This window comes from Kitasatospora sp. NA04385, from assembly GCF_013364235.1.
In the GTDB taxonomy this organism is placed as follows: Bacteria; Actinomycetota; Actinomycetes; order Streptomycetales; family Streptomycetaceae; genus Kitasatospora.
This window is the reverse complement of record NZ_CP054919.1, coordinates 1308012-1330649: the sequence shown is the minus strand read 5'-3', so window position 1 is coordinate 1330649 and position 22638 is coordinate 1308012. Positions and strand designations below refer to the sequence as shown.

Annotated in this window: 20 protein-coding genes and 1 pseudogene; 19 read left to right on the top strand and 2 right to left on the bottom strand. The window is 73.9% G+C overall.

All coding sequences use genetic code 11. The features are described from left to right. Positions 1–57 precede the first annotated feature (57 nt). From pyrR to metK, 15 genes are all read left to right on the top strand, one after another. A complete protein-coding gene (gene pyrR, locus HUT16_RS05645) occupies positions 58–669 on the top strand; it encodes a bifunctional pyr operon transcriptional regulator/uracil phosphoribosyltransferase PyrR (RefSeq protein WP_176186038.1) in 612 nt (203 codons plus the stop codon). A gap of 6 nt (positions 670–675) precedes the next feature. Then, positions 676–1668, top strand: a complete 993-nt coding sequence (locus HUT16_RS05640) for an aspartate carbamoyltransferase catalytic subunit (protein WP_176186035.1) — start codon at positions 676–678, stop codon at positions 1666–1668. Then, complete coding sequence (locus HUT16_RS05635) at positions 1665–2957, top strand: dihydroorotase (RefSeq protein ID WP_176186033.1); 1293 nt, start codon at positions 1665–1667, stop codon at positions 2955–2957. Before HUT16_RS05640 ends, HUT16_RS05635 begins: the two co-directional genes overlap by 4 nt. After that, positions 2957–3514 (top strand): hypothetical protein, encoded by a 558-nt coding sequence (locus HUT16_RS05630; protein ID WP_176186030.1) that lies wholly within the window; start codon positions 2957–2959, stop codon positions 3512–3514. The genes HUT16_RS05635 and HUT16_RS05630 overlap by 1 nt, the downstream gene beginning before the upstream one ends. Continuing rightward, the gene (gene carA, locus HUT16_RS05625; RefSeq protein WP_176186028.1) at positions 3511–4668 is read left to right on the top strand and encodes a glutamine-hydrolyzing carbamoyl-phosphate synthase small subunit; all 1158 of its coding nucleotides are present in this window, start codon (positions 3511–3513) and stop codon (positions 4666–4668) included. Before HUT16_RS05630 ends, carA begins: the two co-directional genes overlap by 4 nt. Continuing rightward, complete coding sequence (gene carB / locus HUT16_RS05620; protein ID WP_176186026.1) at positions 4661–7969, top strand: carbamoyl-phosphate synthase large subunit; 3309 nt, start codon at positions 4661–4663, stop codon at positions 7967–7969. The genes carA and carB overlap by 8 nt, the downstream gene beginning before the upstream one ends. Positions 7970–8061: 92 nt before the next feature. Beyond that, complete coding sequence (locus HUT16_RS05615) at positions 8062–9159, top strand: quinone-dependent dihydroorotate dehydrogenase (protein WP_176192507.1); 1098 nt, start codon at positions 8062–8064, stop codon at positions 9157–9159. 72 nt (positions 9160–9231) lie between these two features. Next, positions 9232–9555, top strand: a complete 324-nt coding sequence (locus tag HUT16_RS05610; protein ID WP_176186024.1) for a hypothetical protein — start codon at positions 9232–9234, stop codon at positions 9553–9555. A gap of 91 nt (positions 9556–9646) precedes the next feature. Beyond that, positions 9647–10816, top strand: a complete 1170-nt coding sequence (locus HUT16_RS05605) for a dihydroorotate dehydrogenase (RefSeq protein ID WP_368662673.1) — start codon at positions 9647–9649, stop codon at positions 10814–10816. Next, positions 10809–11648: an orotidine-5'-phosphate decarboxylase gene (gene pyrF / locus HUT16_RS05600; protein ID WP_176186021.1), complete on the top strand. Its 840-nt coding sequence runs from the start codon at positions 10809–10811 to the stop codon at positions 11646–11648. Before HUT16_RS05605 ends, pyrF begins: the two co-directional genes overlap by 8 nt. A gap of 230 nt (positions 11649–11878) precedes the next feature. Further along, the gene (mihF, locus tag HUT16_RS05595) at positions 11879–12205 is read left to right on the top strand and encodes an integration host factor, actinobacterial type (RefSeq protein ID WP_030459182.1); all 327 of its coding nucleotides are present in this window, start codon (positions 11879–11881) and stop codon (positions 12203–12205) included. A gap of 48 nt (positions 12206–12253) precedes the next feature. Beyond that, complete coding sequence (gene gmk, locus HUT16_RS05590; RefSeq protein WP_081973581.1) at positions 12254–12811, top strand: guanylate kinase; 558 nt, start codon at positions 12254–12256, stop codon at positions 12809–12811. A 53-nt stretch (positions 12812–12864) separates the two neighbouring features. Then, complete coding sequence (gene rpoZ, locus HUT16_RS05585) at positions 12865–13131, top strand: DNA-directed RNA polymerase subunit omega (protein ID WP_030459184.1); 267 nt, start codon at positions 12865–12867, stop codon at positions 13129–13131. A 168-nt stretch (positions 13132–13299) separates the two neighbouring features. Further along, positions 13300–14541, top strand: coding sequence for a bifunctional phosphopantothenoylcysteine decarboxylase/phosphopantothenate--cysteine ligase CoaBC (coaBC, locus tag HUT16_RS05580; RefSeq protein WP_176186019.1), 1242 nt, complete (start codon positions 13300–13302; stop codon positions 14539–14541). A 245-nt stretch (positions 14542–14786) separates the two neighbouring features. After that, positions 14787–15998: a methionine adenosyltransferase gene (metK, locus tag HUT16_RS05575; protein ID WP_176186017.1), complete on the top strand. Its 1212-nt coding sequence runs from the start codon at positions 14787–14789 to the stop codon at positions 15996–15998. A 151-nt stretch (positions 15999–16149) separates the two neighbouring features. Here metK and HUT16_RS37925 read toward each other — a convergent pair whose 3' ends face one another. Then, on the bottom strand, positions 16150–16293 hold the full coding sequence (locus HUT16_RS37925; RefSeq protein ID WP_254898435.1) for a hypothetical protein: 144 nt from the start codon (positions 16291–16293) through the stop codon (positions 16150–16152). Between HUT16_RS37925 and HUT16_RS05570 the strand changes: the two are divergent. Next, positions 16247–18302 (top strand): annotated as a pseudogene (locus HUT16_RS05570) (primosomal protein N'). The gene HUT16_RS37925 and the pseudogene HUT16_RS05570 sit on opposite strands and share 47 nt — an antisense overlap. 381 nt (positions 18303–18683) lie before the next feature. On the opposite strand, the gene HUT16_RS05565 reads toward HUT16_RS05570, so the two are convergent. Beyond that, positions 18684–19184 carry a hypothetical protein gene (locus tag HUT16_RS05565; protein ID WP_176186015.1) on the bottom strand — a complete coding sequence of 167 codons (501 nt, stop codon included), beginning with the start codon at positions 19182–19184 and terminating at the stop codon, positions 18684–18686. A 217-nt stretch (positions 19185–19401) separates the two neighbouring features. On the opposite strand from HUT16_RS05565, the gene def reads away from it, so the two are divergent. The 3 genes from def (at position 19402) to HUT16_RS05550 (ending at position 22577) form a co-directional block, all read left to right on the top strand. After that, positions 19402–19947, top strand: a complete 546-nt coding sequence (gene def, locus HUT16_RS05560; protein WP_176186013.1) for a peptide deformylase — start codon at positions 19402–19404, stop codon at positions 19945–19947. 82 nt (positions 19948–20029) lie between these two features. Then, complete coding sequence (gene fmt / locus HUT16_RS05555; RefSeq protein WP_176186011.1) at positions 20030–20962, top strand: methionyl-tRNA formyltransferase; 933 nt, start codon at positions 20030–20032, stop codon at positions 20960–20962. A 181-nt stretch (positions 20963–21143) separates the two neighbouring features. After that, positions 21144–22577 carry an RsmB/NOP family class I SAM-dependent RNA methyltransferase gene (locus HUT16_RS05550; protein ID WP_176186009.1) on the top strand — a complete coding sequence of 478 codons (1434 nt, stop codon included), beginning with the start codon at positions 21144–21146 and terminating at the stop codon, positions 22575–22577. Positions 22578–22638 lie beyond the last annotated feature (61 nt).

Sequence of the window (22638 nt, the reverse complement as noted above, 5' to 3'; positions counted from 1 at the left end):
ATTCCAGACATCCTTTAAGACCCGTCCCGTGAGGCGGGGAAGGAGGTCCGCTTCGGCATGACCACACCCAGTTCGACCCCCCGCGCCCCGCACCAGGTGCTGGACGCCACCGACATCGCCCGGGTCGTCACCCGGATCGCCCACGAGATCGTGGAACGCGCCAAGGGCGCGGAGGACGTGGTGCTGCTCGGCATCCACACCCGCGGTGTCCACCTCGCCCGCCGGCTGCAGGCCAGGCTGACCCAGATCACCGGCCGGGACATCCCGTTCGGCACGCTGGACATCACCATGTACCGGGACGACCTGCGGCTGAAGCCCGCCCGGGCCCTGGAGCACACCGAGATCCCCGCCGAGGGCATCGACGGCAAGCTGGTCATCCTCGTCGACGACGTGCTGTTCTCCGGCCGCACCATCCGGGCCGCGCTCGACGCGCTCAGCGACATCGGCCGCCCGCGCGCCGTCCGCCTCGCCGTGCTGGTCGACCGCGGGCACCGCGAGCTCCCGATCCGCGCCGACTACGTGGGCAAGAACCTGCCCACCTCGCTGCGCGAGGCCGTGCAGGTCCGGCTGGCCGAGTCCGACGGCCTGGACGCCGTCCTGCTGGGCGACCGCGACTACGCCGCCCGCTCCTCCCAGGCCCTGGCCGCCGACCCCGAACTCCCGGAGTAGAACCGCGTGAAGCGCCACCTCGTCTCCACCGCCGACCTCGGCCGCGACGACGCCCTGCTGATCCTGGACACCGCCGAGGAGCTCTCCCAGTTCTCCGGGCGGGCCGTCAAGAAGCTGCCCACGCTGCGCGGCCGCACCGTGGTCAACCTGTTCTTCGAGGACTCCACCCGCACCAAGACCTCCTTCGAGGTCGCCGAGAAGCGGCTGTCCGCGGACGTCATCAACTTCTCCGCCAAGGGCTCCTCGGTCTCCAAGGGCGAGAGCCTCAAGGACACCGCGCTGACCCTGCAGGCGATGGGCGCCGACGCCGTGGTCATCCGGCACCACGCCTCCGGCGCGCCCGCCCGGCTGGCCGGCTCGGACTGGCTGCACGGCTCGGTGATCAACGCCGGCGACGGCACCCACGAGCACCCCACCCAGGCCCTGCTGGACGCCTTCACCCTGCGCCGCCACCTCAACCCCGGCCCCGGCCGCGACCTGGCCGGCCGCCGGGTCGCCATCGTCGGCGACATCCTGCACAGCCGGGTCGCCCGCTCCAACGTGCACCTGCTGACCACGCTCGGCGCCGAGGTGGTCTTCGTCGCCCCGCCGACCCTGCTGCCGATCGGCATCGAGACCTGGCCCTGCCAGGTCTCCTACGACCTCGACAGCGTGCTGCCCAAGGTCGACGCCGTGATGATGCTCCGCGTCCAGCGCGAGCGGATGAACGCGGCCTTCTTCCCCACCGAGCGCGAGTACTCCCGCCGCTACGGCCTCGACGGCGCCCGGCTGGCCCGGCTGCCCGAGCACGCCGTCGTGATGCACCCCGGCCCGATGGTCCGCGGCATGGAGATCACCGCCGAGGTCGCCGACTCCCCGCGCTGCACCGTGGTCGAGCAGGTCGCCAACGGCGTCTCGGTCCGGATGGCCGTGCTCTACCTGCTGCTCGGCGGCGCCGTCTTCGCCGACGCCCCCGCCGACGCCCCCCGCACCACCGAACTCCCGGAGGCCGCCCAGTGACCACCTACCTGATCCGCAACGCCCAGATCCTCGGCGGCGCCCCCCAGGACATCCACATCGTCGACGGCGTCTTCGCCGCGATCGGCGAGGGCCTCGACGTCCGGGCCGACATCGACATCGACGCGCACGGCCTGATCGCCCTGCCCGGCCTGGTCGACCTGCACACCCACCTGCGCGAGCCCGGCCGCGAGGACGCCGAGACCGTGCTCACCGGCACCCGGGCCGCCGCCATGGGCGGCTACACCGCCGTGCACGCGATGGCCAACACCTTCCCGGTCGCCGACAGCGCCGGCGTGGTCGAGCAGGTCTGGCGGCTGGGCCGCGAGTCCGGCTACTGCGACGTGCAGCCGGTCGGCGCCGTCACCGTCGGCCTGGAGGGCAAGCAGCTCGCCGAGCTCGGCGCGATGCACGACTCCGCCGCCGGGGTGCGGGTCTTCTCCGACGACGGCAAGTGCGTGGACGACGCGGTGATCATGCGCCGCGCGCTGGAGTACGTGAAGGCCTTCGACGGCGTCGTCGCCCAGCACGCCCAGGAGCCCCGGCTGACCGCCGGCGCCCAGATGAACGAGGGCCCGGTCTCCGGCGAGCTGGGCCTGGGCGGCTGGCCCGCCGTCGCCGAGGAGTCGATCATCGCCCGGGACGTGCTGCTCGCCGCGCACGTCGGCTCCCGGGTGCACATCTGCCACCTGTCCACCGCCGGGTCGGTCGAGATCGTCCGCTGGGCCAAGGGCAAGGGCTGGGACGTCACCGCCGAGGTCACCCCGCACCACCTGCTGCTCACCGACGAGCTGGTCCGCAGCTACGACCCGGTGTACAAGGTCAACCCGCCGCTGCGCACCGCCGCGGACGTCGAGGCGCTGCGCCGGGCGCTGGCCGACGGCACCATCGACGCCGTCGCCACCGACCACGCCCCGCACCCCGCGGAGGACAAGGACTGCGAGTGGGCGGTCGCCGCGATGGGCATGGTCGGCCTGGAGACCGCGCTGTCGGTCGTGCAGCAGACCATGGTCGACACCGGCCTGCTGAACTGGGAGGGCGTCGCGGACCGGATGTCGCACCGCCCGGCCCGGATCGGCCGGCTCGCCGGGCACGGACGCCCCGTCTCGGTGGGCGAGCCCGCCAACCTGGTGCTGTTCGATCCCGCGTACCGTGGAGTGGTGAACCCCGACACCTTCGCGACCCGCTCCCGCAACAGCCCGTACCGGGGCATGGACCTGCCCGGGCGGGTGCACGCCACCTTCCTGCGCGGCGAGGCCACCGTGCTCGCCGGCGAACTGGTCGAGCGCTGATGCCGCTCGCCACCGACAGGGGCCACGTCACCGACTGGCCCGGGTACATCGGCGCGACGGTCGGGCTGCTGATCCTGGTCGCGCTGGTGTACTGGCTGATGCGGCAGGGCTGGAACTGGCGGCGCACCCTCCAGTCCGACCTGCCCGAGCTCCCCGCGGTGCCGGCCGGGCCCGGCCCGGCGCTGCTGGCGGCCCCCGGCCGCTACCACGGCTCCACCACCGCCGGGAACTGGCTGGACCGGGTCGTCGCGCACGGCCTGGGAACGCGCAGCCTCGCCGAACTGACCCTCACCGAGCGGGGCCTGCTGGCCCGCCGCCCCGGCGAGGCCGACCTGTGGATCCCCGCCGAGGCGCTCACCGGCGCCCGCACCGACTCCGGCATCGCCGGCAAGGTCGTGCCGAGCGGACTGCTGGTGGTCGGCTGGACGCACGGTGACCGCGCGCTGGAGAGCGGCTTCCGGCTGGACGCCGCCGACGCGCACGAGGACTGGGTCGAGGCCGTCGAGGCACTAGTGACACGTACGAAGACGATGAAGACGGAAGAGGCCGCCACATGACCGCACCTGCCCCCACCACGCAGCGCACCAGGCGGGAGCGAGTGCCCGCCGTGCTCGTCCTGGAGGACGGCCGGACCTTCCGCGGCCAGGCGTACGGCGCGGTCGGCGAGACCTTCGGCGAGGCGGTCTTCAACACCGGCATGTCCGGCTACCAGGAGACCCTGACCGACCCGTCCTACCACCGCCAGGTGGTCGTGATGACCGCTCCGCAGATCGGCAACACCGGCTGGAACGACGAGGACGACGAGTCGCAGCAGATCTGGGTGTCCGGCTACGTGGTCCGCGACCCCTCCCGGGTCGCCTCCAACTGGCGCTCGAAGCGCTCCCTCGACGAGGAGCTGGAGCGCCAGGGCGTGGTCGGCATCAGCGGGATCGACACCCGCGCGCTCACCCGCCACCTGCGCGAGCGCGGTGCCATGCGGGTCGGCATCTTCTCCGGCCCGGCCGTCGCCGACCAGGCCGAGCTGCTGGCCAAGGTGCAGCGGGCCCCCGAGATGAAGGGCGCCGACCTGTGCGCCGAGGTCGCCACCAAGGAGACCTACGTCGTCCCGGCGGTCGGCACGAAGAAGTTCACCGTCGCCGCCCTCGACCTCGGCATCAAGGGCATGACCCCGCAGCGGATGGCCGAGCGCGGCATCGAGGTGCACGTGCTGCCCGCGAACTCCACCGTCGAGGACATCTACGCCGTGCGGCCCGACGGCGTGTTCTTCTCCAACGGCCCCGGCGACCCGGCCACCGCCGACCGGCAGGTCGAGGTGCTGCGCGGCGTGCTGGCGAAGAAGACCCCGTTCTTCGGCATCTGCTTCGGCAACCAGCTCCTGGGCCGGGCCCTCGGCTTCGGCACCTACAAGCTCAAGTACGGCCACCGCGGCATCAACCAGCCGGTGCAGGACCGCACCACCGGCAAGGTCGAGGTGACCGCCCACAACCACGGCTTCGCCGTGGACGCGCCGCTGGACCAGGTGAGCGACACCCCCTTCGGGCGGGTCGAGGTCTCCCACGTCTGCCTCAACGACGACGTGGTCGAGGGCCTCCAGGCGCTCGACGTCCCCGCGTTCAGCGTGCAGTACCACCCCGAAGCGGCAGCCGGCCCGCACGACGCCGCCTACCTCTTCGACCGCTTCGTCTCGCTCATGGAGGGCCAGCGTGCCTAAGCGCACCGACATCAAGTCCGTCCTGGTGATCGGCTCCGGTCCGATCGTCATCGGCCAGGCGGCGGAGTTCGACTACTCGGGCACGCAGGCCTGCCGGGTCCTCAAGGCGGAGGGCCTGCGGGTCATCCTGGTCAACTCCAACCCGGCGACCATCATGACCGACCCGGAGATCGCCGACGCCACCTACGTCGAGCCGATCACCCCGGCGTTCGTCGAGAAGATCATCGCCAAGGAGCGCCCCGACGCGCTGCTGCCGACCCTCGGCGGCCAGACCGCGCTGAACACCGCGATCTCCCTGCACAAGGCCGGCACGCTGGAGAAGTACGACGTCGAGCTGATCGGCGCCGACGTCGAGGCGATCAACAAGGGCGAGGACCGCGAGCTCTTCAAGGGCGTCGTCGAGGCCGTCAACGCCAAGATCGGGTACGGCGAGTCCGCCCGCTCGGTGATCTGCCACTCGATGGAGGACGTCCTCGCCGGCGTCGAGACCCTCGGCGGCTACCCGGTCGTGGTCCGCCCCTCCTTCACCATGGGCGGCGCCGGCTCCGGCTTCGCGCACGACGAGGAGGACCTGCGCCGGATCGCCGGACAGGGCCTGGCCCTCTCGCCGACCACCGAGGTGCTCCTGGAGGAGTCCATCCTCGGCTGGAAGGAGTACGAGCTGGAGCTGATGCGCGACAAGCACGACAACGTCGTGGTCGTCTGCTCCATCGAGAACTTCGACCCGATGGGCGTGCACACCGGCGACTCGATCACCGTCGCCCCGGCGATGACGCTCACCGACCGCGAGTACCAGGTCCTGCGCGACATCGGCATCGCCGTGATCCGCGAGGTCGGCGTCGACACCGGCGGCTGCAACATCCAGTTCGCGGTCAACCCCGAGGACGGCCGGGTCATCGTCATCGAGATGAACCCGCGCGTCTCGCGCTCCTCCGCGCTGGCCTCCAAGGCCACCGGCTTCCCGATCGCCAAGATCGCCGCGAAGCTCGCCGTCGGCTACACGCTGGACGAGATCCCCAACGACATCACCGAGCAGACCCCGGCCTCCTTCGAGCCGAGCCTCGACTACGTCGTCGTCAAGGTGCCCCGGTTCGCGTTCGAGAAGTTCCCGTCCGCCGACGCCACGCTGACCACCACCATGAAGTCGGTCGGCGAGGCCATGGCGATGGGCCGCAACTTCCCCGAGGCGCTGAACAAGGCGCTGCGCTCGCTGGAGAAGAAGGGCTCCCAGTTCAGCTGGGTCGGCGAGACCGGCGACAAGTCCGAACTGCTGACGAAGGCCGAGGTCCCCACCGACGGCCGGATCAACACCGTCATGCAGGCGATCCGGGCCGGCGCCACCCCGGAGGAGGTGTTCGAGCACACCCGGATCGACCCGTGGTTCGTCGACCAGCTCTTCCTGATCAACGAGATCGCCGTCGAGCTGGGCGAGGGCGAGAAGCTCGACCCCGAGCTGCTGCGCCACGCCAAGCGGCACGGCTTCTCCGACCAGCAGATCGGCGAGATCCGCGGCCTGAAGGCCGACGTGGTCCGCGAGGTGCGGCACGCGCTGGGCATCCGCCCGGTGTTCAAGACCGTCGACACCTGCGCCGCCGAGTTCGCCGCCAGGACCCCGTACTTCTACTCGTCCTACGACGAGGAGAGCGAGGTCGCCCCGCGCACCAAGCCCGCCGTGATCATCCTGGGCTCCGGCCCCAACCGGATCGGCCAGGGCATCGAGTTCGACTACTCCTGCGTGCACGCCTCCTTCGCGCTCGCCGACGCCGGGTACGAGACCGTCATGGTCAACTGCAACCCGGAGACCGTCTCCACCGACTACGACACCTCCGACCGGCTCTACTTCGAGCCGCTCACCCTGGAGGACGTGCTGGAGATCGTCCACGCCGAGCAGCAGGCCGGACCGCTGGCCGGCGTGATCGTCCAGCTCGGCGGCCAGACCCCGCTCGGCCTGGCCCAGGCGCTCAAGGACAACGGCGTGCCGATCGTCGGCACCTCGCCGGAGGCGATCCACCTCGCCGAGGAGCGCGGCGCGTTCGGCCGGGTGCTGCGCGACGCCGGCCTGCCGGCCCCCAAGCACGGCACCGCGTTCTCCTTCGAGGAGGCCAAGGCGATCGCCGACGAGATCGGCTACCCCGTGCTCGCCCGCCCGTCCTACGTGCTCGGCGGCCGCGGCATGGAGATCGTCTACGACGAGCCCTCGCTCGCCTCCTACCTGGAGCGGCACGCCGGCCTGATCTCCGAGCACCCCGTGCTGATCGACCGCTTCCTCGACGACGCGGTGGAGATCGACGTCGACGCCCTCTACGACGGCGAGGAGCTGTACCTCGGCGGCGTCATGGAGCACATCGAGGAGGCCGGCATCCACTCCGGCGACTCCGCCTGCGCGCTGCCCCCGATCACCCTCGGCGGGTACGACGTCAAGCGGCTGCGCTCGGCCACCGAGGCCATCGCCAAGGGCGTCGGCGTGCGCGGCCTGATCAACATCCAGTTCGCGCTGTCCGGCGACATCCTGTACGTGCTGGAGGCCAACCCGCGCGCCTCCCGCACCGTGCCGTTCACCTCCAAGGCCACCGCCGTGCCGCTGGCCAAGGCCGCCGCCCGGATCTCGCTGGGCGCCACCGTCGCCGAACTGCGCGCCGAGGGCCTGCTGCCCGCCGACGGCGACGGCGGCACCCTGCCCGCCGACGCGCCGATCTCGGTCAAGGAGGCCGTCATGCCGTGGTCGCGCTTCCGCGACGTGCACGGCCGCGGCGTGGACACCGTGCTCGGCCCCGAGATGCGCTCCACCGGCGAGGTCATGGGCATCGACCGGGTCTTCGGCACCGCCTACGCGAAGTCCCAGACCGGCGCGTACGGCGCCCTGCCCACCACGGGCAAGGTGTTCGTCTCGGTCGCCAACCGCGACAAGCGCAACCTGGTCTTCCCGGCCCGCGCGCTGGTCGAGCTCGGCTTCGAACTGCTCGCCACCACCGGCACCGCCGAGGTGCTCCAGCGCGGCGGCATCCCCGCCACCGTGGTGCGCAAGCACTCCGACGGCGAGGGCCCGAACGGCGAGCAGACCATCGTCCAGCTGATCCACGAGGGCGCGGTCGACCTGATCATCAACACCCCGTACGGCACCGGCGGCCGCCTCGACGGCTACGAGATCCGCACCGCCGCGGTCTCCCGGGGCGTGCCCTGCCTGACCACCGTGCAGGCGATGGGCGCGGCCGTCCAGGGCATCGCCGAGCTGCGGCGCGGCGAGGCCGGCGTGATGTCGCTGCAGGAGCACGCGGCGCTGATCAACTCCGGCCGCAACTAGGTCGAAACCGTGGGGGGCACGCCGGTCCGGTCGCCGGCTGCCCCCCACGTCCATGTCCCGGCCCCGTTCGGCTGATGGAGGTCCAACCCGCGATGTACAAGCTCCTGTTCAACCTGGTGTTCAAGAAGATGGACCCGGAGAAGGCCCACCACCTGGCGTTCTTCTGGATCCGGCTGGCCCGCTCGGTGCCCGGCCTGCGCTCGCTGGTGCGCGCCGTGCTCGCCCCCCGCGACCCCCGGCTGCGCACCACCGCCCTCGGCCTCGACCTGCCCGGCCCGTTCGGCCTCGGCGCGGGCTTCGACAAGAACGGCATCGGCATCGACGGCCTGTCCATGCTCGGCTTCGACTACGTCGAGATCGGCACCGTCACCGGCGAGCCGCAGCCCGGCAACCCCGCCCCCCGGCTGTTCCGCCTGGTCGAGGACCGCGCGCTGATCAACCGGATGGGCTTCAACAACCAGGGCTCCGCCCGGGTCGCCACCCGCCTCGCCGCCCGCCCGCACACCAGCAACACCCCCGTCATCGGCGTCAACATCGGCAAGACCAAGGCCGTGCCCGAGGACGAGGCGACCGCCGACTACCTGAAGAGCGCCAGGGCGCTGGCGCCCTACGCCGACTACCTGGTCGTCAACGTCTCCTCGCCGAACACCCCCGGACTGCGCAACCTCCAGGCCGTCCAGGTGCTCGGCCCGCTGCTGTGGGACGTCCGCAAGGCCGCCGACGAGGTCACCAACCACCACGTGCCGCTGCTGGTGAAGATCGCCCCCGACCTCGCCGACGAGGACATCGACGAGATCGCCGACATGGCCCTGCACCTCGGCCTCGACGGCATCATCGCCACCAACACCACCATCGGCCGCGAGGGCCTGCGCACCCCCGCCGACCGGATCGAGGAGATCGGCATGGGCGGCCTCTCCGGCGCCCCGCTCAAGGAGCGCTCGCTGGAGGTGCTGGAACGCCTGCGCAAGCGCACCGACGGCCGGCTCACCCTCGTCTCCGTCGGCGGCATCGAGACCGCGGAGGACGCCTGGCAGCGCATCCTGGCCGGTGCCGACCTGGTCCAGGGCTACTCCGCCTTCATCTACGAGGGCCCGTTCTGGATGCGCAAGGTCCACCGGGGCCTGTCGGCCCGGCTGCGCGCCGCCGGGTACGCCACCATCGGCGAAGCGGTGGGCAAGGGCAACCGCTGAGCGGCGGCTGCTGACCGGCGGCTGCCGATCGCTGCGGCGGCAGGCGCGGAGGAGAGGAAGGGAACGGCGGGGATGGCCAATCCGGTGGTGGTCCGGGCCGAGGTGGTCGGCACCCGGGCCGACGGGCCCGCCCGACGGGTCACCGTGCGCTGCGCGACGGCCGCGGCCCGGTTCCGGCCCGGGCACTTCGCCGCCCTCGCCGCCCCTGACGGCAGCGTCGACGTCCTGCGCCGCGCCGTCCCCGTCCTGCGCGCCGACGGCGACACCCTCGACCTGCTGCTGCCCGCCGACCCGCCGCCGCTGCTCGACCTGATCGCCCCGCTCGGCACCGGCGCCCGGGTGCGCTGGAACGGCCTGGACACCGTGCCGACGGACGTGGAAGGAGCGGGGGAGTGAAGGCACCGCGCGAGAACGGAGAACGGGCCGGGCGGGATCGGGCTGTCGGGCGCCGGGTGCGACGGGGTGCGGGAGTGCCTGTGGCGGCCGGGTGGTTCTGCGGGTGCCGCGTGCGGATCGGGGCCGGGTGGGCGGGTGCTGGGTCGGGCGGGTGTGTCGGGCGGGGTCGGGCTGTCGGGCGCTTGGCGCGGTGGATCGCGGCCGGAGTGCCCGGGGCGGCCGGGCGGAGCTGTGGGCGGCGGGTGCGGCGGGGTGTGGGCGTGGTGGTCGGGGTGGTCTGGTGACGGGGCGTCAGGAGGTGGACCTCACGGCGCCGTTGGGGGGTGGGACGGTGCCCAATCCGCTGTCGACCGCCGCCGGGTGTGCCGGGTACGGGCGGGAGCTGGCGCGGTTCACGCCGCTGGACCAGCTGGGGACGCTGACCACCCGGACCGTGCTGCCGCGGGCCGGGGCGGGGCTGCCCGGGCCGCGGATCGTGCCGGTGCCGGCCGGGCTGCTGAACGCGGTCGGCGGCCAGAACCCCGGCATCGACGGCTTCCTGCGGCGCGAGCTGCCCTGGCTGGCCGAGCGCGGCGTGCGCACCGTGGTGTCGATCGGCGGGCACCGGCTGGAGGACTTCGCCGACCTGGCCGCCCGGCTGTCCGGCCGGGACGGGGTGCGGGCCCTGGAACTGAACCTGTCCGCGCCCGGCGCCGCCGACCGCGGCCTGCTGTTCGCCGCCAACCCGGCGGTCAGCTACGACGTGGTCGCCGCCGTGAAGGCCGCCGCGCCCGACCTGCCCGTCTACGCCAAGCTCGCCCCCGACACCGGCACCGTCACCGAGGTCGCCGCCGCCTGCGCGGCGGCCGGCGCCGACGGCCTGTCCATGGTCAACACCGCCCGCGGCATGGCCATCGACCTGGACGCCCGCCGCCCCGCGCTGGGCGGCCCCGGCGGCCTCGGCGGCCTGTCCGGGCCCGCGCTGCGCCCGATCGCCGTGCACTGCGTGTTCCAGGTGCACGCCGCGATGCGGGCCGGGCGGATGCCCGCGGTGCCGATCCTCGCCATGGGCGGGGTCCGCACCGGCCGGGACGCCCTCGAACTCACCCTGGCCGGCGCGTCCGGCGTCGCCGTCGGCTCCGAGCTGCTGCGCGACCCGACCGCGCCGCTGCGCATCCTCGACGAACTGCGCGCGGAACTCACCGCCCGCGGCTTCGCCGCCTACACCGACGCGGTGGGGCTCGCCCACCGCACCACCTCGACGAAAGACAGCGATGACTGACACCACGCCCTTCGGCACCCGGCTGCGGACCGCCCTCGACACCCGGGGCCAGCTCTGCGTCGGCATCGACCCGCACGCCTCGCTGCTCACCGCCTGGGGGCTGAACGACGACCTGGCGGGCCTGGAGACCTTCTCCCGCACGGTGGTGGAGGCGCTGGCGGACCGGGTCGCGGTGCTCAAGCCGCAGGCCGCGTTCTTCGAGCGCTTCGGCAGCCGCGGCGTCGCCGTCCTGGAGCGCTCGGTGGCCGAGGCCCGGGAGGCCGGGGCGCTGGTGCTGATGGACGCCAAGCGCGGCGACATCGGCTCGACCATGGCCGCGTACGCGGAGGCGTTCCTCTCCCCGGACAGCCCGCTGTTCTCCGACGCGCTGACCGTCAGCCCGTACCTGGGCTTCGGCTCGCTGCAGCCGGCCGTCGACCTGGCGCACGCCAACGGCTGCGGGCTGTTCGCGCTGGCGCTGACCTCGAACCCGGAGGGGCACGAGGTGCAGCGCGCCGTCGGCGCGGACGGGCGCAGCGTGGCCCAGGCCGTGCTGGCGCGGCTGGCGGCGGAGAACGCGGGCGCCGAGCCGCTGGGCTCGTTCGGCGCGGTGGTCGGCGCGACGCTCGCCGACGCGGGCGTCGACCTGGCGATCAACGGCCCGCTGCTGGCCCCCGGGGTGGGCGCGCAGGGCGCCAGCGCGGCCGACCTGCCCCGGGTCTTCGGCGACCAGGTGCGCAACGTGGTGCCCTCGGTGAGCCGCGACGTGCTCAGGCACGGACCCTCCGTGACGGCGCTCCGGCAGGCCGCGCAGACCTTCGTCGACGATGTGAGGGCCGTCACAAACGCATGAGTTATCGGCCGTCAACTCGGTTGATTTGACCGGAAAACTCCCAGGTCGGCCCCTGCTGACCTGGACTTTTCGTGTTCTTTTCCTGACGCGGCGGCCCAAGTTGGGTAGTGTCCGGCGGTAGGACGCCAGTTGGCGGTGGTCACGGCCACCTCCGCAGGTCAGAGACCTGTGGCGTCCGGGCACCACCAAGTCATGGCTCATCCCTTCCATCCACACCTGAGGTGAACGGCGTGGCTCTTCCGCCCCTTACTCCCGAACAGCGCACCGCCGCGCTCGCCAAGGCCGCCGAGGCTCGCCGGAAGCGTGCCGACGTCAAGAACCGGCTGAAGCACTCGGGCGCCTCGCTGCACGACGTCATCAAGGCCGGCAAGTCCGACGACGAGGTCATCGGCAAGATGAAGGTCTCCGCCCTGCTGGAGTCCCTGCCGGGTGTCGGCAAGGTGCGCGCCAAGCAGATCATGGAGCGCCTCGGCATCTCCGAGAGCCGTCGCGTGCGCGGCCTCGGCACGAACCAGATCGCCTCCCTGGAGCGGGAGTTCGGCGGCGCGGCCTCCTGACCGGAGGCCGGTGTCGGCGGAACGTCCGCGATCCGGGATAATCGGTACATGAGTGAGCGTCCGCGGCTGACCGTGCTCTCCGGCCCCTCCGGGGTCGGCAAGAGCACGGTCGTCGCTCATATGAGGAAGCAGTTCCCCGAGGTGTGGCTCTCGGTGTCGGCGACGACCCGGCACCCGCGTCCCGGTGAGCGCGACGGCGTGCAGTACCACTTCGTCGACCACGAGCAGTTCGACAAGCTGGTGGCCAACGGCGAACTGCTGGAGTGGGCGGTCTTCGCCGGGAACCGGTACGGGACGCCGCGGCAGGCGGTGCTCGACAAGCTCGACAAGGGCGAGCCGGTGCTGCTGGAGATCGACCTCCAGGGCGCCCGGCAGGTCAAGGAGTCGATGCCCGAGGCCCAGCTGGTGTTCCTGGCCCCGCCGAGCTGGGAGGAGCTGGTGCGCCGGCTCACCGGCCGCGGCACCGAGCCCCAGGACGTGATCGACGAGCGGCTCGCGGTGGCCAAGGTCGAACTGGCGGCCGAGGCGGAGTTCGACACGACCCTTGTCAACACCTCCGTCGAGCAGGTAGCGGCCGAACTGCTAGCCTTGCTCGGTGTAGCCTGACCGGATCGGCTGCATCCAGCCGGTCCTGACAAAACCACTTCGGAAGGTTCAGCGTGTCCTCTTCGATGACCGCGCCCGAGGGCATCATCAACCCGCCGATCGACGAGCTGCTCGAGGCCACCGACTCCAAGTACAGCCTGGTGATCTACGCGGCCAAGCGCGCCCGCCAGATCAACGCGTACTACTCGCAGCTGGGCGAGGGCCTGCTGGAGTACGTCGGCCCGCTGGTCGACACCCACGTGCACGAGAAGCCGCTGTCGATCGCGCTGCGCGAGATCAACGCCGGCCTGCTCACCGCCGAGGCGGTCGAGGGCGCCTGAGCCCCGAGAGCTTCCGCAGGGCCCGTTCCGATGCCGTCCGGCACCGGGGCGGGCCCTGCGGCGCGTGTGCCCGGTGACACGTCGCAGCCGCGCGCCGAGGGGTCGTAAGGTGGGCGCGGGCCCGTCGCCGCGGGTGTCGCAGCGTCGCAGCAAGGAGAGCCGACCGTCATGAACGCGTCCCGTGTGGTCCTCGGGGTGAGCGGCGGGATCGCCGCCTACAAGGCCTGTGAGCTGCTGCGGAGGTTCAGCGAGTCCGGGCACGAGGTGACGGTGGTGCCGACCGCGGCGGCGCTGCACTTCGTCGGCGAGGCGACCTGGGCGGCGCTGTCCGGGCGGCCGGCGGCCACCGAGACCTGGGAGCGGGTGCACGAGGTCCCGCACGTGCGGATCGGCCAGCAGGCGGACCTGGTGGTGGTCGCCCCGGCCACCGCGGACCTGCTGGCGAAGGCCGCCCACGGCCTGGCCGACGACCTGCTGACCAACACCCTGCTGACCGCGCGCTGCCCGGTGGTGTTCGCGCCCGCCATGCACACCGAGATGTGGGAGCACCCCGCCACCCAGGAGAACGTCGCCACGCTGCGGCGGCGCGGCGCGATCGTGGTCGAGCCCGCGGTGGGCCGGCTCACCGGCGTCGACACCGGCAAGGGCCGGCTGCCCGACCCGGCGGAGATCTTCGCGCTCTGCCGGCACGTGCTGCGCCGCGGCGGCCTGGCGCCCGGCGCCCCGGAGCGCGACCTGGCGGGCCGTCACGTGGTCGTCTCGGCGGGCGGCACCCGCGAGCCGCTCGACCCGGTGCGCTTCCTCGGCAACCGCTCCTCCGGCAAGCAGGGCCACGCGCTGGCCGCCACCGCGGTGGCCCGCGGCGCCCGGGTCACCCTGGTCGCCGCGAACACCGCGCTGCCCGACCCGGCCGGGGCGGACGTGGTCCGGGTCGGCACCGCGCTGCAGCTGCGCGAGGCGGTGCTGCGGGCCGCCGAGGACGCCGATGCGGTGGTGATGGCCGCCGCGGTCGCCGACTTCCGGCCCGCCGAGTACGCCACCGGCAAGATCAAGAAGGTGGACGGGGTCGAGCCCGCGCCGATCGCGCTGGTCCGCAACCCGGACGTGCTGGCCGAGGTCTCGGCCGACCGGGCCCGCGACGGGCAGGTGGTGGTCGGCTTCGCCGCCGAGACCGACGACGTGCTGGCGCACGGCCGGGCCAAGCTCGCCCGCAAGGGCTGCGACCTGCTGGTGGTCAACGAGGTCGGCGACGGCAAGGCGTTCGGCCAGGACACCAACAGCGCCGTCCTGCTGGGCGCGGACGGCTCCGAAGTCCACATCGCGGACAGTCCGAAGGAGATCCTGGCCGACGCGATCTGGGACCAGGTCGTCGCCCGGCTGCCCCGCGCGGAGCCGGAGACCGGGCGCTGATCGGGCAACGTCCCTGGTCGTCCGGGTAGTTGGATCCCCCCGGCCGGTCGGTTCGACCGCGACCCGTCCTGACCGGCGGAGATCCTTCCGGTGTGATTCACGCCCCGGACACGACAGACCTTCGCAGGGATCACCCACGATCGGTAGCCGACCGTTACACTCCACTCCAGGAATCAAGTCTTTCCGGATGCCTCGGGACTTCCGAGCGCATTCAGTCAGCAGCCGCTGCAACCCCAGGGAGCGCTGTGTCTCGCCGCCTGTTCACCTCGGAGTCCGTTACCGAGGGACACCCCGACAAGATCGCTGACCAGATCAGCGACACCATCCTGGACGCCCTCCTCAAGGACGACCCGACCTCCCGCGTCGCCGTGGAGACCCTGATCACCACCGGCCTGGTGCACATCGCCGGCGAGGTCACCACCAAGGCGTACGCGCCGATCGCGCAGCTGGTCCGGGAGAAGATCCTGGAGATCGGCTACGACTCGTCCAAGAAGGGCTTCGACGGCGCCTCCTGCGGCGTGTCGGTGTCCATCGGTGCGCAGTCCCCCGACATCGCGCAGGGCGTCGACACCGCCCACGAGCACCGCGTCGAGGGCGACGTCGAGGACGAGCTCGACCGGCAGGGCGCCGGCGACCAGGGCCTGATGTTCGGTTACGCCTGCGACGACACCCCCGAGCTGATGCCGCTGCCGATCACGCTGGCGCACCGGCTCTCGCGCCGCCTGACCGAGGTCCGCAAGAACGGGACCATCCCGTACCTGCGGCCCGACGGCAAGACCCAGGTCACCATCGAGTACGACGGCGACCGCGCCGTGCGCCTGGACACCGTCGTGGTCTCCTCGCAGCACGCCAGCGACATCGACCTGGAGTCGCTGCTCACCCCGGACATCCGCGAGTTCGTGGTGGAGCCGGAGCTCAAGGCGCTCGCCGACCAGGGCATCAAGCTGGTCACCGAGGGCTACCGCCTGCTGGTCAACCCGACCGGGCGCTTCGAGATCGGCGGCCCGATGGGCGACGCCGGCCTCACCGGCCGCAAGATCATCATCGACACCTACGGCGGCATGGCCCGCCACGGCGGCGGTGCCTTCTCCGGCAAGGACCCGTCCAAGGTCGACCGCTCCGCCGCGTACGCGATGCGCTGGGTCGCCAAGAACATCGTCGCCGCGGGCCTGGCCCGCCGCGCCGAGGTGCAGGTCGCGTACGCGATCGGCAAGGCCGAGCCCGTCGGCCTGTTCGTGGAGACCTTCGGCACCGAGACCGTCCCGGTCACCCGGATCCAGGAAGCCGTCACCCGGGTCTTCGACCTGCGTCCGGCCGCCATCATCCGCGACCTGGACCTGCTGCGCCCGATCTACCAGCAGACCGCCGCGTACGGCCACTTCGGCCGTGAGCTGCCGGACTTCACCTGGGAGCGCACCGACCGCGTCGAGGCGCTGAAGGCCGCCGCCACCAGCTGAGCACCACCGCTTCGCAGCCGCCCGTCGGGGAACCTTCCCGGCGGGCGGCTGCGTCGTGCGGTGCTTGTCGTCGCGCTGTCTTCGTTGTGGTGCCGCCGATGTCGTCGTGCCGCCGGTGTCGTCGTGCCGCCCGGGCTGTCGGCGGGTTCCGCTAGGTTGGGGGCGTGAGCAGCGCGGACGGCACCGGGGAGCAGCTGGCGTTCATCCGGGAGACGGTGCGCCGGGCCAAGCCGCGGGCCGCGCGCGGGGTGGTGCTCGCCGAACGGCGGCCGGTGGCCCGGGTGCTGGTCGACAAGGGCGTGCTGAGCCTCGACCAGTACTTCGACTACGCGGTGCCCGAGGCGATGTCCGAGGACGCCCAGCCCGGCGTCCGGGTCCGGGTCCGCTTCGGCGGGCGGGTCGGCGCGCACGGGCGGCGCGAGGGCGGCGCCCTGCACGACGGCTTCGTCGTCGAACGCCGGGACGACTCCGACTACGCGGGCCCGCTGGCCCCGCTGGCCCGCGTCCTGTCGCCCGAGCGGGTGCTCTCCCCGGCGCTGCTGCGGCTGTGCCGCGCCGTCGCCGACCGCTACGCGGGCACCCTGGCCGACGTGCTGCAACTGGCCGTCCCGCCGCGGCACGCCGGGGCCGAGTCCGAGCCGTCGCCCGCCCGCTGCCGCCGCCCGCCGCCCCGAGCTGGGCAGCTGGCAGCGGTACGTGCACGGGCCGGAGTTCCTCGGCTCGCTGGCCGGCGGCCACGCGCCGCGCGCGGTGTGGACGGCGCTGCCGGGCCCCGAGTGGCCCGTCGAGATCGCCCGGGCGGTCGCCGCGACCCTGGCCGCCGGGGGCGGCGCGCTGGTGGTGCTGCCGGACGGGCGCGCGGTCGCCCGGGTCGACGAGGCGCTGCGGGGCGTGCTGGGGGAGGGCCGGCACGTGGTGCTGGCCGCCGAGGCGGGCCCGCAGGAGCGCTACCGGCGCTGGCTGTCGGTCAGCCGGGGCGCGGTGCGCGCCGCGATCGGCACCCGGGCGGCGGTCTTCGCACCGGTGCGCGAACTCGGCCTGCTGGTGGTCTGGTCGGACGGCGACAGCAGCCACGGCGACCCCAACGCCCCCTACCCGCACGTGCGGGAGGTGGCGCTGCTGCGGGCCGCCGAGGAGGGTGCGGCGGTGCTGCTCGGCGGCGTGTCGATGACGGTCGAGGCCGCGCAGCTGCTGCGCTCCGGCTGGGCCCGCCCGCTGGCCGCGCCGCGCGAGACGGTCCGGCGGACCGCGCCCCGGGTGCGCACCGTCACCGAGTACGACCAGGCGCGGGACGGCGCGGCGCAGGCGGCCCGGCTGCCGTCGGTCGCCTGGGAGACCGCGCACGAGGCGCTGACCCGGGGCCCGGTGCTGATCCAGGTGCCCCGGCGGGGCTACGCGCCCCGGCTGGCCTGCGCGCGCTGCCGGGAGACGGCTCGCTGCCGGGCCTGCGGCGGGCCGCTGGAGTCGCCGGCGGCGGGCGCCGCCCTGGTGTGCGCCTGGTGCGGCACCGAGGAGCACGACTGGCACTGCGTCGAGTGCGGCTCGTTCCGGCTGCGGGCCGCGGTGGTGGGCGTCCGGCGGACGGCCGAGGAGCTCGGCAAGGCGTTCCCGCGGATTCCCGTGCGCACCTCCGGGCGGGACGCGGTGCTGGCGACGGTGCCGGGCGCGCCCGCGCTGGTGCTGGCCACCCCCGGCGCCGAGCCGGTCGCCGAGGGCTCCGGCTACGCGGCGGCGCTGCTGCTCGACGGCTGGGCGCTGCTCAACCGGCCCGACCTGCGGGCCGGCGAGGAGGCGGTGCGGCGCTGGCTGACGGCCGCCGCGCTGGTCCGCCCGGCGGACGAGGGCGGCACCGTCGTGGTCGTCGCGGAGGCGGCGGCGCGGGCGGTGCAGGCCCTGGTCCGGTGGGACCCGGCCGGGCACGCGGGGACGGAGCTCGACGAGCGGGAGGAGCTGCGCTTCCCGCCGGTCTCCCGGATGGCCTCGGTGACCGGACCGGCGCAGGCGGTCGCGGACCTGCTCGGGCTGCTGCGGCTCCCGGAGGGGGCGGACGTGCTGGGGCCGGTGCCGGTCTTCGGCGGGGCCGGGAGCGGTGCAGGGAGTGGGAGCGGTGCGGGGAGCGGTGCAGGGGGCAGGGGTGGCGCGGGGGGAGCGCGGGAGGACGGTGTGGAGCGTGCGCTGGTGCGGGTCGCGCCGGGGCAGGGGGCCGCGCTGGCGTCCGCGCTGAAGGCGGCGCAGATCGCGCGGCTGGCGCTGCGGGGGGCGGAGACGGTGCGGATCCGGGTGGATCCGACGGACATCGGCTGAGAGCCGCTGCGCGGGGCGGTCGGTGGCGGTGGGGGCTGCCGCGTCGGGTGGTGTGGGTGGCGGGTCGCGGGGTGGCGTGGGTGGCGTGGGTGGCGGCTTGTGGGTTGGTGCGGGTCGCGGGGTGGTGGGCCGGGGTGGGACGCGGCGAAACCGGGGGCGCGGGGATCTGCGCAGGGGCACCTCCCAGCCCCCCTCGGGGCCGGGGGAGGGAGTCGGGCGTCAGCGAGGTCGCGGGATGGTGCGGGCCGTCGGCCTGCGTCGCGATCCGGCTGTGCGTGCTCGGTCGGCCGCGCGGTTCTCCGTGCCCCTGGTTGCGCTTCCGGTTTCACGCTCGCCGGTTTCGCGCTCTCCGGTTTCGTGTTCCCCGGTTCCGTCCGGGCGTCAGCGGGTGCGCTGGGGCATCAGCGGGCTGGCCTGGCGGGCCTGCGGGATCGGGGGGCGGGCCGTGGCGGCGGCGGCGTGTTCGGCCGGGGCGGCGGGCGGCGGGGCGGTGGGGGCGTCGGTCTCGCGCGGCGCCGGGAGCAGTTCGCCGGTGGGGCGGCGCATGCCGTAGCGGCGGTGGACGGCCTGCTTGGTGACGCCGAGCGCGGAGCCGACGGAGTCCCAGGAGAAGCCCAGGGCGCGGTCGAACTCGACGGCGGCGGCGACCAGGGTCTCCACGCTCTCGCGCAGCTCCTGGGCGAGGCGGACGGTCGGGGCGGGGGCGCGGCCGTAGACCACGAAGCCGGCGGAGGTGCTGGGGCGGCGGGGACGGTAGACGTTGCCCAGTTGGGCGGTGAGCGTGCGCAGGGCGTCGACCTGGCGTCGGACCCGTTCGATGTCCCGCACCAGCAGGTGCAGGGACGCCCGGGCCCGGGCGTCGTGATTGATCTGCTCGGCCATGGCCTCGTTGCCACCTCTCGGTCGGGTCGCGTGCTCGGGGCGCTCGCGCGTCCCGGTCAATTCGCATTGACCAACGCACGGCGGGTCATTGGGTCACGCGCGAAGTGCGACTCGGGATATGCCAGTGGCCGCTCCGAACCGGGGGCGGGGATTGCATAGACTTCCCGGAGGCCGCCGTTTCCCGGCGGCCGTGTCGGGTGCAGAGGGAGTCGCGGTCTTGTCAGTTCAGCCGATCCGGATCTTCGGCGACCCGGTGCTGCGGGCGACCGCGAAGCCGGTGACCGTCTTCGACAAGGAGCTGCGGAGACTGGTGAAGGACCTCACCGACACCATGCTGGAGGCCCCCGGGGCCGGGCTGGCGGCGCCGCAACTCGGCGTGTCGCTGCGGGTGTTCACGTACAACGTGGACGGCGTGGTGGGCCACCTGATCAACCCGGACCTGTCGCTCAGCGAGGAGGAGCAGGACGGCCCCGAGGGGTGCCTGTCGCTGCCGGGCCTGCGCTTCGACACCAAGCGGGCGTACGGCGTGGTCGCCAGGGGCGTCAACATGTACGGGGACCCGGTGACGGTGGAGGGCACCCGGCTGATGGCGCGGTGCATCCAGCACGAGACGGACCACCTGGACGGGATCATCTTCATCGACCGGCTGGACCGGGAGACCCGGAAGGCGGCGATGAAGGCGATCCGGGAGGCGGACTGGGGCGGCGCCCCCGCGCCGACGGTGCGGATCTCGCCGCACTCCACGTTCGGGCCGATCCGCTGACGGCTCCGCCGATCCGCTGACGGCTCCGCCGTTCCGACCGTCCGATGTTCCGACCGCTCGAACCCAGTGAAAGGTCCAGCCCGTGCGTCTCGTCTTCGCCGGCACCCCCGAGGTCGCCGTTCCCGCCCTGGACGCCCTGCTGGCCTCCCGGCACGAGGTGGTCGCCGTGGTGACCCGCCCCGACGCGCCGGCCGGGCGCGGGCGCAGGCTGGTGGCCAGCCCGGTCGCCCAGCGCGCCGAGGAGGCGGGCATCGAGGTGCTCAAGCCGGCCCGGCCCAGCGAGCCGGAGTTCATGGCCCGGCTCGCCGAGATCGCCCCCGACTGCTGCCCCGTGGTGGCGTACGGCGCGTTGATCCGGCCCGGCGCGCTGGAGATCCCGGTGCACGGCTGGGTCAACCTGCACTTCTCGCTGCTGCCCGCGTGGCGCGGCGCCGCGCCCGTGCAGCACGCCGTGCTGGCGGGCGACGAGGTGACCGGCGCGTCCACCTTCCGGATCGAGGAGGGCCTGGACTCCGGGCCGGTGTTCGGCGTCCTCACCGAGACCGTCAAGCCCACCGACACCAGTGGCGAGCTGCTCGGCCGGCTCGCGCACGCGGGCGCCGAGCTGCTGGTGCGCACCATGGACGCGATCGAGGACGGGCAGGCCCGCCCCGAGCCGCAGCCGCTCTCCGGGGTCACGCTGGCGCCCAAGATCACCGTCGAGGACGCCCGGATCGAGTGGACCCACCCCGCGCTGCGGGTCGACCGGGTGGTGCGCGGCTGCGCGCCCGCGCCCGGCGCGTGGACCACCTTCCGCGGCGAGCGGCTCAAGGTCACCGGCCCGGTGCGCCTGCTGCCGGGCGAGAGCGCCCTGGCACCGGGCGAGTTGGCCGTCGCCAAGAACAGCGTCCGGGTCGGCACCGGCAGCCACGAGGTGGAGCTCGGCGAGGTCCGTCCGCAGGGCAAGAAGGCGATGCCCGCCGCGGACTGGGCGCGCGGCGCCCGGATCGAGACCGGGGAGCGCTTCGAGGGCTGAGGCCCGCCGGGGCCTCCGGGGGCCTTCCCGGGGCCTCCCGGGCCTCCAAGGGCTCTGGCGTTCGGGGGCTTCCCGGGCGTTCGGGGACGGGGCGCGCGGCGGGTTCGGCCTAGACTTGGGGGCGAGGCCCCTCGGCGGGCCGGACCTGATCCGCAGCACCTTTTGTTTCGAGGCATTCGTTTTGAGCACCCCCGCCGGCGCGAAGCGCGCCCCCCGCCCGCACCGCCGCCCCAAGAAGGACCCCGCCCGGATCGTCGCGTTCCGCGCGCTGCGGGCCGTCGACGAGCGCGACGCGTACGCCAACCTGATCCTGCCGTCGCTGCTGCGCGAGGCCGAGCGCAAGGGCATGGAGCGCCGCGACGCCGCGCTCGCCACCGAGCTGGTGTACGGCACGCTGCGCGGCCAGGGCACCTACGACGCGATCATCGCCGCCTGCGTGGACCGCCCGCTGCGCGAGGTCGACCCGCCGGTGCTGGACGTCCTCTCGCTGGGTGCCCACCAGCTGCTCGGCACCCGCATCCCCAGCCACGCCGCGGTCTCCGCGACCGTCGAGCTGGCCCGGGCGGTGCTCGGCGACGGCCGCGCCAAGTTCGTCAACGCCGTGCTGCGCAAGATCAGCGCCCAGGACCTGGCGGGCTGGGTCGCCCAGGTCGCCCCGCCGTACGAGGACGACGCCGAGGACCACCTGGCCGTCGTCCACTCCCACCCGCGCTGGGTGGTCTCCTCGCTCTGGGACGCGCTCGGCCGCTGGCAGCCGGACGCGAGCGGGCGGCAGGCGATGGAGCAGCTGCTGGACGCCGACAACGCCCGCCCCGAGGTGACGCTGGTGGCCCGCCCCGGCCGCTCCTCGGTCGCCGAACTGCGCGACGCGCTGCCCGAGGTCGAGGACGGCCGCTGGTCGCCGTACGCGCTGCGGCTCACCGACGGCGGCGACCCGGCCGGGGTGGACGCCGTCCGGGAGAACCGGGCCGGCGTGCAGGACGAGGGCAGCCAGCTGGTCGCGATCGCCCTCGCCAACGCCCCGCTGGACGGCCCCGACCGGCTCTGGCTGGACGGCTGCGCCGGCCCCGGCGGCAAGGCCGCGCTGCTCGGCGCGGTCGCCGCGGAGCGCGGCGCGGCGCTGGTCGCCTCCGAGAAGCAGCCGCACCGCGCCCGGCTGGTCGCCCGCGCGCTGGACGGCAACCCCGGCCCGTACGCCGTCATCACCGCCGACGGGACGCGCGGCGCCTGGGAGCGCGGGGCGTTCGACCGCGTCCTGGTCGACGTGCCGTGCTCGGGCCTGGGCGCGCTGCGCCGCCGCCCGGAGGCGCGCTGGCGTCGGCGCCCCGAGGACATCGCCGGATTCGGGCCGCTGCAAAGGGAGTTGCTGCGTTCGGCGCTGGACGCGGCCCGGGTCGGCGGCGTGGTCGGCTACGCGACCTGCTCGCCGCACCTGGCCGAGACCCGGGCCGTGGTCGACGACGTGCTGCGCGGCCGGGAGGACGTCGAGTGGATCGACGCCCGCCCGCTGCTGCCCGGCGTCCCCGACCTGGGCGAGGGCCCGGACGTCCAGCTCTGGCCGCACCTGCACGGGACGGACGCGATGTACCTGGCGCTGCTGCGGCGGACCGCCTGACGGGGAAGTGCCTGAGGGTGAACTGTCGGACGGCGGACTGCCTGACGGCGAACTCCCCTGC

Coding starts and splice junctions, on each gene's coding strand:
- carA (WP_176186028.1), top strand. CDS start 3,511: ATGACCGCACCTGCCCCCACCACGCAGCGCACCAGGCGGGAGCGAGTG.
- HUT16_RS05565 (WP_176186015.1), bottom strand. CDS start 19,184: ATGGCCGAGCAGATCAATCACGACGCCCGGGCCCGGGCGTCCCTGCAC.
- HUT16_RS05615 (WP_176192507.1), top strand. CDS start 8,062: ATGTACAAGCTCCTGTTCAACCTGGTGTTCAAGAAGATGGACCCGGAG.
- pyrF (WP_176186021.1), top strand. CDS start 10,809: ATGACTGACACCACGCCCTTCGGCACCCGGCTGCGGACCGCCCTCGAC.
- pyrR (WP_176186038.1), top strand. CDS start 58: ATGACCACACCCAGTTCGACCCCCCGCGCCCCGCACCAGGTGCTGGAC.
- gmk (WP_081973581.1), top strand. CDS start 12,254: ATGAGTGAGCGTCCGCGGCTGACCGTGCTCTCCGGCCCCTCCGGGGTC.
- HUT16_RS05630 (WP_176186030.1), top strand. CDS start 2,957: ATGCCGCTCGCCACCGACAGGGGCCACGTCACCGACTGGCCCGGGTAC.
- coaBC (WP_176186019.1), top strand. CDS start 13,300: ATGAACGCGTCCCGTGTGGTCCTCGGGGTGAGCGGCGGGATCGCCGCC.
- HUT16_RS05610 (WP_176186024.1), top strand. CDS start 9,232: ATGGCCAATCCGGTGGTGGTCCGGGCCGAGGTGGTCGGCACCCGGGCC.